The 14,834-nt window shown below is 40.2% G+C and carries 16 protein-coding genes; 5 read left to right on the top strand and 11 right to left on the bottom strand.

The window, feature by feature from the left end; all coding sequences use genetic code 11:
* Positions 1-37: 37 nt before the first annotated feature.
* A complete protein-coding gene (locus ACE1TH_RS02910) occupies positions 38-877 on the bottom strand; it encodes a DUF2268 domain-containing putative Zn-dependent protease (protein ID WP_375078349.1) in 840 nt (279 codons plus the stop codon).
* Between the two features lie 170 nt (positions 878-1,047).
* Between ACE1TH_RS02910 and coaA the strand changes: the two genes are divergently transcribed.
* Complete coding sequence (coaA, locus tag ACE1TH_RS02905) at positions 1,048-1,998, top strand: type I pantothenate kinase (protein WP_375078348.1); 951 nt, start codon at positions 1,048-1,050, stop codon at positions 1,996-1,998.
* Positions 1,999-2,102: 104 nt separating this feature from the next.
* On the opposite strand, the gene ACE1TH_RS02900 is transcribed toward coaA, so the two are convergent.
* Entirely contained in the window at positions 2,103-2,759 is a 657-nt protein-coding gene (locus ACE1TH_RS02900; RefSeq protein ID WP_255223446.1) for a CAP domain-containing protein, read from the bottom strand.
* A 598-nt stretch (positions 2,760-3,357) separates the two neighbouring features.
* Here ACE1TH_RS02900 and ACE1TH_RS02895 point away from each other — a divergent pair.
* The 3 genes from ACE1TH_RS02895 to ACE1TH_RS02885 all read left to right on the top strand — a co-directional run bounded on the left by ACE1TH_RS02895 (position 3,358) and on the right by ACE1TH_RS02885 (position 6,988).
* Entirely contained in the window at positions 3,358-3,951 is a 594-nt protein-coding gene (locus tag ACE1TH_RS02895) for a cell wall hydrolase (RefSeq protein ID WP_099301320.1), read from the top strand.
* Positions 3,952-4,008: 57 nt separating this feature from the next.
* Positions 4,009-4,449, top strand: a complete 441-nt coding sequence (locus tag ACE1TH_RS02890; protein ID WP_375078347.1) for a hypothetical protein — start codon at positions 4,009-4,011, stop codon at positions 4,447-4,449.
* 73 nt (positions 4,450-4,522) lie between these two features.
* The gene (locus ACE1TH_RS02885) at positions 4,523-6,988 is read left to right on the top strand and encodes a CBS domain-containing protein (protein WP_375078346.1); all 2,466 of its coding nucleotides are present in this window, start codon (positions 4,523-4,525) and stop codon (positions 6,986-6,988) included.
* A gap of 17 nt (positions 6,989-7,005) precedes the next feature.
* Here ACE1TH_RS02885 and fabF read toward each other — a convergent pair whose 3' ends face one another.
* From fabF to ACE1TH_RS02865, 4 genes are all read right to left on the bottom strand, one after another.
* Positions 7,006-8,247 carry a beta-ketoacyl-ACP synthase II gene (gene fabF, locus ACE1TH_RS02880; protein ID WP_099301323.1) on the bottom strand — a complete coding sequence of 414 codons (1,242 nt, stop codon included), beginning with the start codon at positions 8,245-8,247 and terminating at the stop codon, positions 7,006-7,008.
* A gap of 42 nt (positions 8,248-8,289) precedes the next feature.
* Positions 8,290-9,225 carry a beta-ketoacyl-ACP synthase III gene (locus tag ACE1TH_RS02875; RefSeq protein WP_099301324.1) on the bottom strand — a complete coding sequence of 312 codons (936 nt, stop codon included), beginning with the start codon at positions 9,223-9,225 and terminating at the stop codon, positions 8,290-8,292.
* Positions 9,226-9,334: 109 nt separating this feature from the next.
* Positions 9,335-9,649: a hypothetical protein gene (locus ACE1TH_RS02870; protein WP_375078345.1), complete on the bottom strand. Its 315-nt coding sequence runs from the start codon at positions 9,647-9,649 to the stop codon at positions 9,335-9,337.
* Positions 9,646-9,813: a ComZ family protein gene (locus ACE1TH_RS02865; protein WP_375078344.1), complete on the bottom strand. Its 168-nt coding sequence runs from the start codon at positions 9,811-9,813 to the stop codon at positions 9,646-9,648. Before ACE1TH_RS02865 ends, ACE1TH_RS02870 begins: the two co-directional genes overlap by 4 nt.
* A gap of 170 nt (positions 9,814-9,983) precedes the next feature.
* On the opposite strand from ACE1TH_RS02865, the gene ACE1TH_RS02860 reads away from it, so the two are divergent.
* Positions 9,984-11,588: a peptide chain release factor 3 gene (locus ACE1TH_RS02860; protein WP_375078343.1), complete on the top strand. Its 1,605-nt coding sequence runs from the start codon at positions 9,984-9,986 to the stop codon at positions 11,586-11,588.
* Between the two features lie 46 nt (positions 11,589-11,634).
* On the opposite strand, the gene ACE1TH_RS02855 is transcribed toward ACE1TH_RS02860, so the two are convergent.
* From ACE1TH_RS02855 to ACE1TH_RS02835, 5 genes are all read right to left on the bottom strand, one after another.
* Complete coding sequence (locus tag ACE1TH_RS02855; protein ID WP_099301328.1) at positions 11,635-12,378, bottom strand: STAS domain-containing protein; 744 nt, start codon at positions 12,376-12,378, stop codon at positions 11,635-11,637.
* Positions 12,365-13,024, bottom strand: a complete 660-nt coding sequence (locus tag ACE1TH_RS02850; RefSeq protein WP_099301329.1) for a cobalamin B12-binding domain-containing protein — start codon at positions 13,022-13,024, stop codon at positions 12,365-12,367. Before ACE1TH_RS02850 ends, ACE1TH_RS02855 begins: the two co-directional genes overlap by 14 nt.
* 95 nt (positions 13,025-13,119) lie before the next feature.
* The gene (locus ACE1TH_RS02845) at positions 13,120-13,830 is read right to left on the bottom strand and encodes an NAD-dependent epimerase/dehydratase family protein (RefSeq protein ID WP_099301330.1); all 711 of its coding nucleotides are present in this window, start codon (positions 13,828-13,830) and stop codon (positions 13,120-13,122) included.
* 29 nt (positions 13,831-13,859) lie between these two features.
* Positions 13,860-14,513 (bottom strand): hypothetical protein, encoded by a 654-nt coding sequence (locus tag ACE1TH_RS02840; protein ID WP_099301331.1) that lies wholly within the window; start codon positions 14,511-14,513, stop codon positions 13,860-13,862.
* Positions 14,514-14,645: 132 nt separating this feature from the next.
* On the bottom strand, positions 14,646-14,825 hold the full coding sequence (locus ACE1TH_RS02835; RefSeq protein WP_375078342.1) for a YjzC family protein: 180 nt from the start codon (positions 14,823-14,825) through the stop codon (positions 14,646-14,648).
* Positions 14,826-14,834 lie beyond the last annotated feature (9 nt).

The raw sequence follows: 14,834 nt of genomic DNA, 5'->3' as shown, positions 1-14,834 counted from the left end.
ATTCCTCCCTGGTAGGTTGCTCTTGGAATCAGTATGGTCATGGCTCATTGTTCTTAAACCCATTTTCTATATATCCATGTCGATAGATTTTTTCTGCTGGAGTCGTTAATAGCGTGACGGATTTTTCACCTAACTGTAAGGCTGCTTCTTTGCAAAGGCAATAGCCGAGCGTATAGCCCATCATGTAGGGAATTCTTTTTTTTCGACTTCCGTATAGAAAATCTTTATGTTCTTTCCGTCCTTTAATGACAAGCGTTTTTTCGAATAAATATTGATTCCACATCGTTTTCCAATTGCTCTTTTGCTTTAGCGCCCAAGGAGCGATACTGGATTCACCAACGTATTCTTTCACTGCGAGTTCAGCTAACCCTTCCATTACCATTGACTCTAAAAGTGTAATCGACTGTTCAGATTCCTTCGTATGAGAAAGGCGACATACATGATGATATTCATGAGTTAATAGCGCACGCAAATGGTTTTGTTCAATTGAGCTTGGAATGAGTAGCAAAATTCCGTTTTCAAAACTTAATCCCATCATTCCTCTTACATCATCTTGTCTATTTTCCAGTGATTGATTCGCCATAAGTACATAAATTGGCACATTCGGTCCATTCCACGCTTGTTTTAACTTCAGAAATTGCGCTTGCAAGATTGACCAGTAATCATGGTCAATAAATGCCGGTAACTGCTCCCTATCATTTACTGTAAAAAGACCGACCTTCTGCAAATAAGCGGCTAACTGTTCATCGTTTTGAAATTGAAAAAGAGGTTGCAATGGATTAACAAATAATCGTAAATACGTAGATTCTAGCTCACGTTGTGAATCTGCATGTTTTAGGAACAATTGAATCCATTTATTTGTTCGAATGACAGCCATCTTCTCCTCCTTATTTAAAACCGGTATCCTAATTAGATTAAATGCCCTTCGCATAAAAAAAGACGCTTTCATTTACACTATGCAAGGAAGACGCCAATCTTGATTATCGCGTGCTACCGTGCTACGCTTCTGTTACACACTCGTATAGAACTGTCGCAAAGGAGATCCATATGACAACGGATGAGCTGACAAAAACGTTAGACGCATTTACTTCCCTTTCCCGCAAAGAGTGGGCTTCTTTAAATAAAGGATTGAATGCAACGTTAACAGAACAAGAAAGAAAAAATATTGAAGGTATTTATGAGACCATTTCTTCCTCAGAAGTTAATGATGTGTATTTACCATTATCAGAATTGCTTTATAAACGTATGTATCACAATGTTCAATTACATCAAGATATGAATAAATTTCTTCAGCGAAGCCGGACGCGCGTTCCTTTTATTATCGGCATTGCAGGTAGCGTGTCTGTAGGAAAAAGCACAACGGCTCGCTTAATTCAGACACTTGCAGAACGTTGGCCAAATCAGCCGAAAGTCTCGCTTGTCACGACAGATGGATTTTTATATCCGAATGAAGTGCTAGAGGAACGAGGCTTGATGAAACGAAAAGGATTTCCAGAAAGTTACGATATTCGTCGTTTAATTTCATTTCTTACTGAGCTAAAATCTGGTGTAAAAGAAGTAGAAGCGCCTGTGTATTCTCATTTGACGTACAATATTGAATCCGATCAATCTCAAAAGATCGAGCAACCAGACGTTGTCATTGTAGAAGGGATTAATGTATTACAAGTAAATCGAAAAGGGAAACGAATGCCACCTTTATTCGTTTCAGATTTCTTCGACTACAGTATTTACGTTGATGCTGATGAAGAAGATATTATCTCGTGGTACGTTGAACGATTTCATTTATTACGGAATACAGCCTTTCAAGACCCTAGTTCTTATTTTCATCGTTACAAAGATTTAAGTGATGTAGAAGCTACAGAGATGGCAAAATCAATCTGGCAATCCATTAACGGAGTCAATTTAGATAAAAACATTAAACCAACTCGGCTACGTGCAGATTTAATTTTGACAAAAGGGAAAGAACATCGCGTGGAACAAATTCAACTGCGTAAATAATAGCCCGTTTAACCGCCTCAAGACAGGACTTCTTGAGGCTTTTCCTACAAAAAAACTCAACTAGCCTTTAAGACTAGTTGAGGATCAGAGTGTTACCCAATTGATTATCCTTTAAACAATTGAACAAACATTTTTCCGTAAGGGCCACCATCCACGATGCCAATTCCTACTTCAGAATAGTTACTACTCAAAATATTCTCTCTATGACCTTGAGAGTTCATAAGAGATGTGTGGGCACGATCAACGGTTTGATTACCCGCTAAATTTTCACCTGCCGTTTGGTATGTAATACCAAAGTGATCCATCATTTGAAACGGTGAACCGTATGTTGGTGATTCGTGAGCAAAGTAATTGTTGTCAATCATATCTTGTGCTTTCACGCGCGCAACTTCTGTTAGTTCTTCGTCAATTTCAAGTGGTGCAAGTCCATTTTGAGCACGTTCTGAGTTCACTAAATCAACCATTTGCTGTTCTTCTGCACTAACATCTCCAGAATCTGCAACCTCTTCTGTTTCAGCTACTTCTTCCTCTTCTTCAACGATCGGCTCTTCTACAGGTACTTCTGGTTCTTCCTCTATTTGACCATTCCCTGGCTGTTGCCATTCACCATATGAACCGTTTTGATCCATGACAAAACAGTCACTGCTCCATTGAATTGGTGTTCCTTTATATTGATGACCAGATGATGCTTCTGCTTGATCAACCTGAGTAAACCCTAACGCTAGTGTTGCTACAAATGTGGTAATCGCAAGTTTCTTCATTCCGGTTTCCTCCTAAGAAAATGTGAATTTTTTTCGCCCAACGTCTTGAGCACAAGGCAATCCTAGCATAGCTTTTTTTGATAAACGATGGAAAAATTATCATCTATATCCATCTTGCAATGATTTGTAACATACGGTTGGCGCACGGTTTAAAACGTTTCATCGAGTCGGATTCGATTAAATTCACCTGGAAAATAAACAGGTTTTGTTACCAAGATGTAATCTTTGTTTTATCTGTTACATCATTGTCATAATTAATTGATCGTTGTCTGTATCGAGTTCAAAAGAGTTTGGAAAACATTCCTAGTTCTCTCTTCATCATTTTTTGTTAAAGTATTTACGTGAGTCAATTTCATACCTTCAAATTGATGCGAAAAAGGCGAGCCCTCTATTAAAATTGGCGAACGCTTTTCTCGGGCACAGCCTCAGCCATTACGCGAAAACCGCTCCATTGTCTTCGGACACGCGCTGTTCCCGTAGGAGTCGTCACTATTTAATATAAAGAATGTCACATTCGCAAAATGACTATTGCTACCTATGATGAAATTCATTCACGTGCATTTATTAAATTTAACTTTTATTAGGAGTGAATCACGTTATGATTAAAAGAATAACTCTTTCATTCGTTGCATTATTTGGTTTTAGTTTGTTTTCAACAGCTGTTTCAGAAAGTAAAAGCTTAAAGCATCCTGTGCAGACAGGTGAGTCGTTATATACCATTAGTGAGCGTTACGGTGTATCGGAAGCATCCATTCAACGCTTGAACCACTTGGCCTCTGACCAAATTGAAGCTGGCACGACATTAGCAATCCCAACAGCCATTACGGCAGCGGATCGTGAGTTAATGGCTCAGCTCGTATATGCAGAAGCTCGAGGCGAGTCCTACGAGGGGAAAGTTGCCGTGGCGACTGTCCTGTTAAATCGTTTGGACCACGATGATTACCCTGATACCATGTACGACGTTATTCATCAAGTGACGCCGTCTGGTCATTATGCTTTTTCACCTGTATTAGACGGTGCGATTCATAACGATGCCGATGAAGAATCACGCCAAGCTGTTAATGAAGCGATTACGTACCGCGGTCTAGGTCAACAATCCATTTATTTTTATAACCCAGTTACAGCTACAAGTGGTTGGGTCGCAACAAGAGAACAGACCATTGTCATCGGCAATCATGTTTTCGCTAAATAAATGCGCGACAGAACACATTGTCTGCAAAGGCAATGTGTTTTTTTCATAGATATGGGTATGGATAAAGAAGAGGTGATCACATTGGAACGTAACGCTCGCTATGACCGCATGGTGACTTCAGCCATTCACAGCCGCTCAAATCCTCAGTCGGTTGATTCAATTGAACGGGTCCGTCATGCTATCCCTACATTGGCTACAGGACGTGATGTATCTGAAAATGAGATTTATAGTTACGGCTTTGCGTATCATAAGCAAGATGAGCAAATCGCACCTAATCAGTCCCACCCTCCTGCTGAACAACCGTTACATTTTTTAAAAACACACTATATTTTTCGTCAACTTTACCAAGCCATCGAACCATCTATTGATGCGCTAACCGGACAAAACGCTTCTACTAAAGATATAGAAGCATTGTCTCACCATCTTCGCAAATCGAGCAAGAGATCTGCATTGGCATCCTATATGCGCCAAGGTTTCGTCCTTGATGTATACCGATAAACAAGCAAACAACGGCTAAAGCTGTTGTTTTTTTGTTATACTAATGACAAACCAATGAGAAAGGAGTCTTGGTGTGCAAATTATTGTCAGCCATACAAACCTTGACTTTGACGGCCTTGCCTCCTTATTCGCTACAAAAAAATTGCAACCAGAAGCCAACGTTTGCCTCTCTCCCCAACTAGGAGCGCGCGTTAAGCAATTTTTACATCTTTATGCAGATGCGTTTGGCTGGCAGAGCTATGAAGAGATGAACTGGGATTGCGTAACGCACATTACATATGTTGATTGCGCCACTCCTGAACGAGCAGGGATAACCGATTATGTAAAGAATAGAACCATTCCTAGTAAATCCATTGATCATCATCATACCGGGGAAACAGGTGCAAACATTACGCTACTCGTAAAGCAATTAGAACAACAGGACATTTCCTTATCAGCGATTGAGGCAACTCTGTTTGGACTTGGCTTATATAGTGATACAAACTTATTAACAAACGATACCGTAACACCTAACGACCTTAATGCCGCTGCGTTTTTATTAACGAACAAGATGGACCTGAAGCTGATAGGCGAATTTTTACGTTCATCGGCTGGAGAGCATCCACTTTTTGATACCCTCTATGAAAATGTTACGTTTGAAACGGTACACGGTAAAACGGTCGCCCTTACCACTTGTGTTGCTGATACCTACATATCAGATGTCTCAATTGTAGCAGAGGAAATTCATCGCCTGTTTGCGCCAGATGCCACGATTGTTTTATGCCAATTACACAAGCATACCTATGTCATTGCAAGAGCAAACAGCAACGATGTGCCTGTGCATACACTTGCTAAACAGTTAGGTGGAAACGGACATCCTTACGCCGCTTCCGCCATTTGTCGACACCAAGGATTACAAGAGTCCTTACCATTTGTGCGACAAGCACTTGAAGACATGATTCGCATTCAAGACCCTGTTTCATCAATTATGTCATGGCCTGTTCACACGTACTCAGAACATTCGACAATCAAGGAAACAGTTGCTACCAGTAGCCACATTCATCATTCTGGTTTTCCCATTGTAGATACGAATGGTCGACTTTCAGGGATTATGACAAAACAAGATTTACATAAAGCGGAGCAATTCCATCTAGGAGAAAAGCTTCTTTCCTCATACATGACAAAACAAGTCATATCTGTTGAAGCAACAGAGTCAATTGAGCGCGTCAAGCAGCTAATGATTGACCACCAAATAGGCCGTATTCCTGTGATTGACTCGAATCAACACGTCATTGGCATCATTACACGGAGTGATCTTATTCACAGCCAACAGTCCACAAGCGAGTCGTACTCTTCTGACGATCTTGCGCGCTTTTTTGGTCATGAACGCTTTTCATTCCTTCAAAAAATGGGTCAGTTCGCTGATGATAAAGGGGTGTCAATTTATTTAGTCGGCGGCATTATCCGTGATTTTATTCTACAACGACCGTTTAAAGACATGGACTTCGTTATAGAAGGCAACGCAATTGAATTTGCTGAATCCCTTGCAGACGCATTTGGTGGTCACGTACGCAGTCATGCTTCATTCTTAACTACAACGTGGTCTCATGAATATGAAATTGATCTTGTCACAGCAAGAAAAGAGTTTTATAAACGAGCGGGTGCCCTTCCAGAAGTACGTGCAGGGTCCATTAAAGAGGATTTAGCTCGACGTGATTTTTCCATCAACGCCATTGCCGTCCAGCTTAATCCTTCACATTTCGGCAAAATTATTGACCCATTTAAAGGTCGTGAACAAATCACCAAAAAAGAAATCACGATTTTACATCCATTAAGCTTTATTGAAGATCCGACCCGTCTTTTTCGTGGCGTTCGACTTGCCACAAGACTTGGGTTTCACTTCGATCATAACACCATGAAACAAGCTACAAACATGAACGATGCTTTATTGCATATTAGCAAACAGCGCCTGTACCACGAACTTGAGCTTATGTTACAAGAAAAGCAATTTCCTGATCAATTTAAGACACTTGATCATTTTAATGTGTGGATGCTCCTTTTTGGAAATGAACTCGACACCTCAAAAATGGCACATATTAAAACGCTGTTTAACTTACAGCTTAACGAGGTTCTCTATTTATCGTTAATCGCTATTGCATACGAGCAACACGGACATTACGCAAAAAAAGTGGAGCCGTTTGCGCTGACGAAGAGGCAAAGAAAATTATTAAACGATATTCAAAGAGCCGAGCGTGCAACACATCTTACGTCACTCCTTACACTCCATGATGCGCTTGCTACAGCAGAAGATGAAGCCATTCTTTTTATTGCCTCGTTGCCGAGTGTTAAAAACCCTTCACTCATTCAGTACGTAGAGAGGCGTCAACAGCTCCTACCGCTTGTTACAGGGAGTGATCTGATTACGGCTGGCTTTGAACCTGGTCAACAATTTTCACGGTTGCTTTTTGAAATTGAAAAACAGCAACTACTCAACAGATTCAGCACAAAAGAAGAAGCGTTACACTGGATTACACATCAAAAAAACCAGTATGAGATCTAGTCTCATACTGGTTTTTCTTACTCGACAAATCGTTTAAATACTAATGACGTGTTGTGTCCACCGAAGCCTAATGAATTGCTTAAAACCGCTTGAACATCCATTTTCCGTGCCTCATTCGGTACATAGTCCAAATCACACTCTGGATCCGGCTCCTCAAGGTTAATGGTAGGCGGCACAATCCCCTCTTCAATTGCTTTGACAGAAAAAATAGCTTCAACTGCCCCTGCCGCTCCTAATAAATGGCCTGTCATTGATTTTGTTGAACTGATCGCAACATCATACGCATAATCACCTAAAACCGATTTAATCGCTTGCGTTTCAAATGGGTCATTCAAATCAGTGCTCGTACCATGAGCATTAATGTAGCTAATCTCTTCATTTTTCAACCCTGCATCTGCAATCGCTGCTGCCATTGCACGAGCCCCACCTTCTCCATCTGGAGCAGGCGCGGTCATATGGTGAGCATCGCCGGTAGAGCCATAGCCAACAATTTCTGCATAAATCTTTGCGCCACGGGCTTTTGCAGACTCAAGGCTTTCGAGAATTAAGATACCGGCACCTTCTCCCATTACAAATCCACTACGATTAACATCAAATGGGCGTGATGCTTTTTCCGGGTTATCTGTGGTCGTAATGGCTTTTGCTGAGGAAAAGCCTGCAACAGCCATATTTGTAATAGGTGCTTCACTTCCTCCAGCAATCATTGCATCTGCATCGCCACGTTGAATCGTTTTGAACGCATCGCCGATTGAATTTGCTCCTGATGCACATGCTGTTACCGAACAAGAATTTGGTCCTTTTGCACCTGTAAAAATGGATACTTGACCACTTGCCATGTCTGGAATCATCATTGGTACAAAAAATGGACTAACGCGTCTTGGCCCTTTTTCAAGCAACGTACGAAATTGATTTTCATAGGTTTCCATTCCACCGATACCTGAACCAATCCATACGCCAACACGTGCCGCATTGTCCTCGTTAATTTCTAAGCCAGAGTCTTCTAACGCTTGCTTTGCTGATGCAACAGCAAATTGTGTAAATCGATCCATTCGTCTAGCTTCTTTTTTATCCATAAAATCGGCTGGATCGAAATCATTGATTTCGGCAGCCACTTTCATTGGATACGAATCTGCATCAATTCGCGTCAAATATCCGATCCCTGATTTGCCTGCAATAGCGGCTTCCCAAGAGCTTGCTGCATGAAGTCCTAAAGGTGTAACAGCACCGATCCCTGTTACAACCACTCGTCGTTTTTCCACTATAGTTCGCTCCTTTAATTCGTTCTACTTCCTAGTTTTCGCTTACCGGCCCCAGCGTAAAGCAACTGAACCCCAAACAAGACCAGCACCAAATCCAACAAGGACTAACAAGTCTCCGTCTTTAATTTTACCGGCTTCAATCTCTTCAACCATCGCCATCGGAATGGAAGCAGAAGACGTGTTTCCATATTTATTGACGGTTACTGACATTTTTTCTTTCGGTAATTCAAGTCGTTCACGAGAAGCTTCCATAATGCGGATATTCGCTTGGTGAGGAACAAGAAAGTCTACATCTTCCTTCGTTAAGCCCGCTTTTGTTAACGCTCGAATAGAGGCGTCTCCCATTTGGCGAACAGCAAATTTAAATACTTCTCGACCATTCATTTCAATAAATTCATTCTTTTTATTAATATGCATGCCGCCTGATCCATCCGAACCTAAATCAAACGCTAAAATTCCGCGGTCTTCAGAAACTGGTCCAACCACACAAGCGCCTGCGCCATCCCCGAATAAAACCGCTGTATTCCGATCATTTATATCTGTCACTTTTGTTAGTTTTTCCACGCCAATAACAAGAACATTGGTGTAAGCTTCTGTTTCAATAAATTGTTGCGCCGTGGCGATCCCGTAGATGAACCCAGCACAGGCAGCGCTTATATCCATTGCGGCTGCTTTTTTCGCACCTAATCGATGTTGAATCATTGAAGAGACACTTGGGAACGGCATATCTGGTGTCACCGTTGCAACTAAAATTAAATCAATATCTTCAGCCTCTACTTGCGCCATCTCTAACGCTTGTCGAGCTGCTTGAAAAGCCATTTCTGACGTTTCTACATCTTCAGCGAAACGTCTCTCTTCAATTCCTGTGCGCGAACGAATCCATTCATCAGATGTTTCTAAAAATGCTTCGAAATCTTTATTTGTGACTACTTTTTCAGGAACATAGCGTCCCATACCGAGTAAGCCTGCTTTTGCCATGGATGAATCCCCTTCCATCTCAAACAGAAATTAGTACCTGATACTAATATTAGCAAACAATTTAAGAAGCTGTCTAGTACTATTTCGCTTTTCATAGGACGAACCCTTTTTATTGCTCGTTTAATCCGTTCAGCAACGCTTCAAACCAAGCATCTAAATCAGCCTTCATCTTTTCTTCAGCTCCATTTGCTGCTTCTTGCATCTTCATTAACTCGTATGTGGACATAAACCCTTCAACGTCTCCTGATTTGAACTGGGCTACTGCATAATAGTAAAAAATTTGGATCGGTAACGTTTTTGCTTCTTCCACCATCTTAATAAAAGGCTTCATTTTTTCCAATCCTTGTTCATAGTGACCATCTTTTATGTAGCCAATCCCTTCTTGGACCGGTTTCATAAATGTCGTTAACGGCTGCTGTGTCATTTTTGCTCCTCATCCTTTTGACCTAATTCATATGCCTCGTTCATTACTTTTGTAAACAAAGCTAACATCGGCTGAAGATCATCGAAACCTATTTCGATCCCCTTTGCTTCTAACATTTCTTTCGCTTCAGGTACGTATTTCATTGCAATTTGCATAAACGCCATGTTTTTTTTCTTGTTCAGTCATTTTGTTAAAAACCTCCTTCATATCTTTATTAACGTAACTGATTGGTTTTTTATAATCAAGTGAATTGACCCTAATTCAAAAAGGAAAGTGAAACACAAAGAAAAACTTGTTATAATAGGGAAATCGACGTTTGGAAATGAGGATGAACATGAACGGAACAATAACAGATAAAATTAATTCAAGACGAACCTTTGCGATTATCTCCCACCCTGATGCAGGGAAAACAACCTTAACAGAAAAACTTTTGTTGTTTGGTGGAGCCATTCGCGAAGCCGGTACGGTTAAAGGCAGAAAAAATGCCAAACACGCAACAAGTGACTGGATGGAAATTGAAAAACAACGTGGTATTTCCGTCACAAGCTCAGTGCTTGAATTTTTGTATGACGGCTATCACGTCAATATTTTAGATACGCCAGGTCACGAAGACTTCTCAGAAGATACGTACCGCACATTAACGGCAGCTGACTCTGCGACGATGTTAATTGATGCAGCGAAAGGGGTCGAGGCTCAAACGAAAAAGTTATTTAAAGTTTGTAAGCTTCGTGGAATCCCAATTTTTACGTTCATTAATAAGCTTGACCGTCAAGGGAGAGATCCATTTGAACTGATGGAAGAACTTGAAAACCTATTAGGTATTCGCTCGTTTCCAATGGGCTGGCCAATCGGCATGGGGCAATCGTTTAAAGCCGTATATGATCGGATCAATAAACGATTAGAACTTTTTAACCCGAACAATCCGAAAGATATTGATATTATCTCCGTCACTGGTCCCGATGATCCTAAAATTGATGAAGTTGTTGGAGATGAAGAGCTTATACAACAATTTCGTGAAGAATTGGAACTACTAGATGTTGCAGGGGATGACTATGATCTCGACAAAATTAATAAAGGTGAACTAACACCAATCTTTTTTGGCTCGGCGATTTCAAGCTTTGGGGTTCAAACATACCTTGACCACTTTTTAAATTTGTCACCTGCACCAAGTCCGCGAGACAGCTCCATTGGAACAATTGATCCGATGGAACGTGAACAGTTTTCAGGCTTCATTTTTAAAGTACAGGCGAATATGAATGCAAAACACCGAGATCGAGTTGCGTTTCTACGAATTACGTCTGGTACATTTAAACGGGGGATGGCCGTTAAACATGTAAGAACAAATAAACCATTAAAACTTTCTCAACCGACTCAGTTCTTGGCTCAGAGCCGTAGCATTGTTGATGAAGCATACGCTGGTGACATTATTGGCTTGTTTGATCCTGGTCATTTCCGAATCGGTGATACCCTTGTTGAAGGAGAATCGTTCGAGTTTAGTGAGATGCCTCACTTCTCGCCAGAACATTTTTCAGCAATTACCGTTAAAGAGGCGCTAAAGCATAAGTCTTATGAAAAAGGCTTGCAACAATTAACAGAAGAAGGCGCCATACAACTATTTCGCACCTATAATAAATATATCGAACAACAAATTGTCGGTGTGGTCGGCGTCCTCCAGTTCGAAGTGCTTGAACATCGCTTAAAAAGTGAGTACCATGTCGACATCCAAATGGATCGTCAACCATTCTCTTTTGCACGTTGGATTGACGGAGAAGAAAAAGATATGAATCTCTTTAAAGACAAACAGCGTAATCTCGTCATCGATAAAGAAGGTCGGATTGTTGCTTTATTTGAAAATGAATTTCAAATGCGAACGGCAAAAGAGAAATACCCGAACCTCATGTTCTACGAAAACTCTTTTTATAAGAAAACGGTTGAATAACCGCAAAAAAACGCTCAGTAGAGATGGCTTCTCTCTGAGCGTTTTCTTACATATGTTTGCGAATCATTTCTGCTAAACTTCCGTTAAACTCAGCGCGTTTTTGAATGTCATTTCCATGAACAAGTTGAGCATGCTCTGGCCTAAGACCAATAACGCGTGTTTCAATCCCCATAATTTGTAAAGCTTGGACTAAACGTAACAACTCCCTCATTCCTAAACTCGTGACGTTTCCAACACCACTAAAATCAAAAAAGAGGTAGTCAAAATTTGCTTGATACACATTTTTCGAAATGATTTCTTGGTTTTGTTTGATTAAATGCTCATCTAAGTCACCAAAAAACGGTACAAACGCAAGTTCTGAAGAAATGGATATAAACGGAGCAGACAATTGTTTAATCATACTTAGCGACTCTTCTAGCTCTTCTTTTTTCTCAAGTAATTCAAAGTCCGTTTGCGCTAAACGCCGACTTTGCTTTTGTACTTTTTCAATAAGCTCCGTTAAATTTCCATCTTGTTTAATACAGATAACATGAATTCGACTCTCATCCCAATTGACGAACATATTATGCAACACATAAGGTGCTTCAATGGTATCCATGTTCATTTCAATCTTTCCGCTTTCTCGACTAGAAAAAAAGCGTTTCACTTTCTCCACACTTCCTATATCTAAAAGTTCCAAGAAAGATTCTGCTTGCTTAAATGCTTGGTTTGCTTGCGTTGAACGTGTAACAATTTTATACGTTTCATCTAGCTCAAAGTAGGGAACAGGTAATTGATTAGTTTCGGACATCCGCCTTCACCCCTAATTGGCTTTCTTGCCATTCAGCTAATTGTGTTAAAGTGCCGATTAAAACGGTCTGCTCATTACATAACGGACTTAAATCATACATTGAAACAAGGCGCCCGCCAATAACAATGGTTGGTTTATGTGGTAAATTTTCTAATGTGTCAATATATAAATCTAAGCTCCGAGCATGGTATGGAATAGAAACTGAAATGGCAATAGCGTCTGGCTGCCATTTTTTCGCCATCATTTCCGCTTGTTCTAGCGGAACACTTGCGCCTAATAAGCGCGTCGTCCATCCATATTCTTCCAGTAAACAAGCGCACATTTTTATTCCTAAGTCATGTTGTTCTTGATCTAAACATAAAAACATCATGCTTTTCCCATTTTTAGGTTTTTTCCACTGACGAATATAATGATAATAGCGCGTTAACACGAAATCACATGTCGATGTCGCTAAGTGTTCATCTGCAATTGTAATTTTATTTTGTTCCCACAACACACCTGTATGCGCCATCGCTTTCGTTAGTAGGTTTTCATAGATCCAAATACTATCATATCCAGCATCTGAAAGGCGACGGACACATTCCCAGGCAGCATCTTCATCCCCGACGAGTAATGCATCAACTAAAACTTCCCATGACTGTTCCATAACTTGTTCCGCCTCCTTTTACCCTATTGAACCTTATATTAAGAGTAACGTTTTTAGTAAGCGAACGCAAGTACGAGAAACTGATGGAAAACTAGTTATTTTAAGTCATTTTGTCGGATCCACTTTTTTTGTGCTTCTTTATAAAGGAGATATCCTTCATTGATCGATGTTGTTGCTGAATCGTGTAGAATTTCATCTCGATCAATCGTATGATTCCTCTTTTCTTCTAAAGCAGAAGATGCGATAGACGATTGAATTGTTTCAAAAATATACGTCACAAAATCATCGATGTATAAAAGTTCCTCGTTCGACTCGACTTTCTCAGCAACATAGGAAAGAGGTATATCGCTATGAAGTCCGTACGTTAACGGCGCACGTAAAATTAAAATTGAAAACGAACGGTCTGTTGCTACTTTCAATAATGCTGTTTCAATTGAAACAACCTCTTCTTCATATTGAGAGTCATTACCTGTTCTGTAAAGATAGTGAGCTTCTGACATAGAGAGATACACAAAAAGGTCATCCTTATCTAATTTTTCGGCAACCGCGACAACCTCTTCAACTCTAGAAGATCTAGCTGCGTAAATATAACATGACGATTTTGCACGGTCTATGCAATTGCTCGCAGCATCGGGAAAGCATGTATAATTAGCATTTCTACCCATGGTCATGTCAATCGCTTTTTTCTCTTCGGCATTCTTCTCCATTGAATCAATCGCGTTTACTTCCCAACCTTCTTCTAAGAAACGATTGCTTAGATGGCTTCCGAAAAAACCTAGTCCGCCAATCACGGTAACTTTCTTCATTATCACGACTCCTTACGTTGTTCTGACATTCACCGATCTCTTGAAATAAAAGCTTGATAAAAACGACTCATTTCACTAAATAGACGGGATTGTTCACTAAGCAACTCTTTTTTTGATTCGTCCTTCACGATTTCGTTTTCCGAAAAATGTAAAACAGGTAATGTACAAGGTGCAAATAACGTTTGATCAATGGCTTTTAACGACGCTGGTTGGAGTTGGCTTATGCCGTATTGAGAACGCATTTCTTTTTTAAATCGCTTTAACGCTAGTTCGTCTTTTTTATAAGCATGCAAGCAGTCCTGTAACGATAAAAAGGGATGAATAAATGTAGCTGCTCGAATTTGGATCGTTTCTTTTGTAAACAATTGCTGTGCAATAAGTGCACCTGTTCCTTCTGCACATAAAAATATACGTTCATTAATCGTCTCTTGCCGTAAAAGGAGTTGAATTAAGTGTTCAGCATGTTTGACCGCTTTTTTGGAACCCCATTCAGCTAACAGCAAATTAGATGAAAATACGGTGTAGCCTTTTTTTACAAATGTCTCAATTAATTGCTCTGCAGTGTCAGGTGTTAATAATCGGTAATCAAGCAGCATAAAAAGCGCATATCCATTTGGTTTTTCTGGAATACAATAGCTATTCTTACAGCCATTTAAGTCTATATAACGGACATAAACAGGCATGTCGTTCATCTCTCCTGAATAGTTGATAGTCGTTATAGCTTATGTATAATTTCATAAATGTGAAAGTGATTTTTTATCATTCCACTAAAAAAACTACACACATGTATGCAACATTGTGTGTAGCCTCTTAGTTTATGGTTTCCGCTGTTGTGTCCATTTTCGATCGTCATTTGTTGTTTCAGGAAATTCGTCTCCAGCATGTAAATGAACCGATTTCGGTCTCGTTACCATGCTTCCCGTTTCCCCAATCTCAACGTACATGCCGTTATTAGGGGCTTTTTGCCCTGGAGTGAATTGTTTATTTTGACCCATGATTCCACC

It is taken from the genome of Shouchella sp. JSM 1781072, from assembly GCF_041949915.1.
Lineage (GTDB): Bacteria > Bacillota > Bacilli > Bacillales > Bacillaceae_D > Shouchella.
Note: the sequence above shows the minus strand (reverse complement) of the source record. Positions and strands in the feature narration are given on the sequence as shown.

Bases quoted from the DNA above. Each gene is read 5' to 3' on its own strand.
- ACE1TH_RS02835 (WP_375078342.1), bottom strand. From the start codon at position 14,825: ATGGGTCAAAATAAACAATTCACTCCAGGGCAAAAAGCCCCTAATAAC.
- ACE1TH_RS02860 (WP_375078343.1), top strand. From the start codon at position 9,984: ATGAACGGAACAATAACAGATAAAATTAATTCAAGACGAACCTTTGCG.
- ACE1TH_RS02865 (WP_375078344.1), bottom strand. From the start codon at position 9,813: ATGGCGTTTATGCAAATTGCAATGAAATACGTACCTGAAGCGAAAGAA.
- ACE1TH_RS02840 (WP_099301331.1), bottom strand. From the start codon at position 14,513: ATGCCTGTTTATGTCCGTTATATAGACTTAAATGGCTGTAAGAATAGC.
- ACE1TH_RS02895 (WP_099301320.1), top strand. From the start codon at position 3,358: ATGATTAAAAGAATAACTCTTTCATTCGTTGCATTATTTGGTTTTAGT.
- ACE1TH_RS02855 (WP_099301328.1), bottom strand. From the start codon at position 12,378: ATGTCCGAAACTAATCAATTACCTGTTCCCTACTTTGAGCTAGATGAA.
- ACE1TH_RS02910 (WP_375078349.1), bottom strand. From the start codon at position 877: ATGGCTGTCATTCGAACAAATAAATGGATTCAATTGTTCCTAAAACAT.
- ACE1TH_RS02890 (WP_375078347.1), top strand. From the start codon at position 4,009: ATGGATAAAGAAGAGGTGATCACATTGGAACGTAACGCTCGCTATGAC.
- coaA (WP_375078348.1), top strand. From the start codon at position 1,048: ATGACAACGGATGAGCTGACAAAAACGTTAGACGCATTTACTTCCCTT.
- ACE1TH_RS02845 (WP_099301330.1), bottom strand. From the start codon at position 13,830: ATGAAGAAAGTTACCGTGATTGGCGGACTAGGTTTTTTCGGAAGCCAT.
- ACE1TH_RS02875 (WP_099301324.1), bottom strand. From the start codon at position 9,225: ATGGCAAAAGCAGGCTTACTCGGTATGGGACGCTATGTTCCTGAAAAA.
- ACE1TH_RS02870 (WP_375078345.1), bottom strand. From the start codon at position 9,649: ATGACACAGCAGCCGTTAACGACATTTATGAAACCGGTCCAAGAAGGG.
- ACE1TH_RS02900 (WP_255223446.1), bottom strand. From the start codon at position 2,759: ATGAAGAAACTTGCGATTACCACATTTGTAGCAACACTAGCGTTAGGG.
- ACE1TH_RS02850 (WP_099301329.1), bottom strand. From the start codon at position 13,024: ATGGAACAGTCATGGGAAGTTTTAGTTGATGCATTACTCGTCGGGGAT.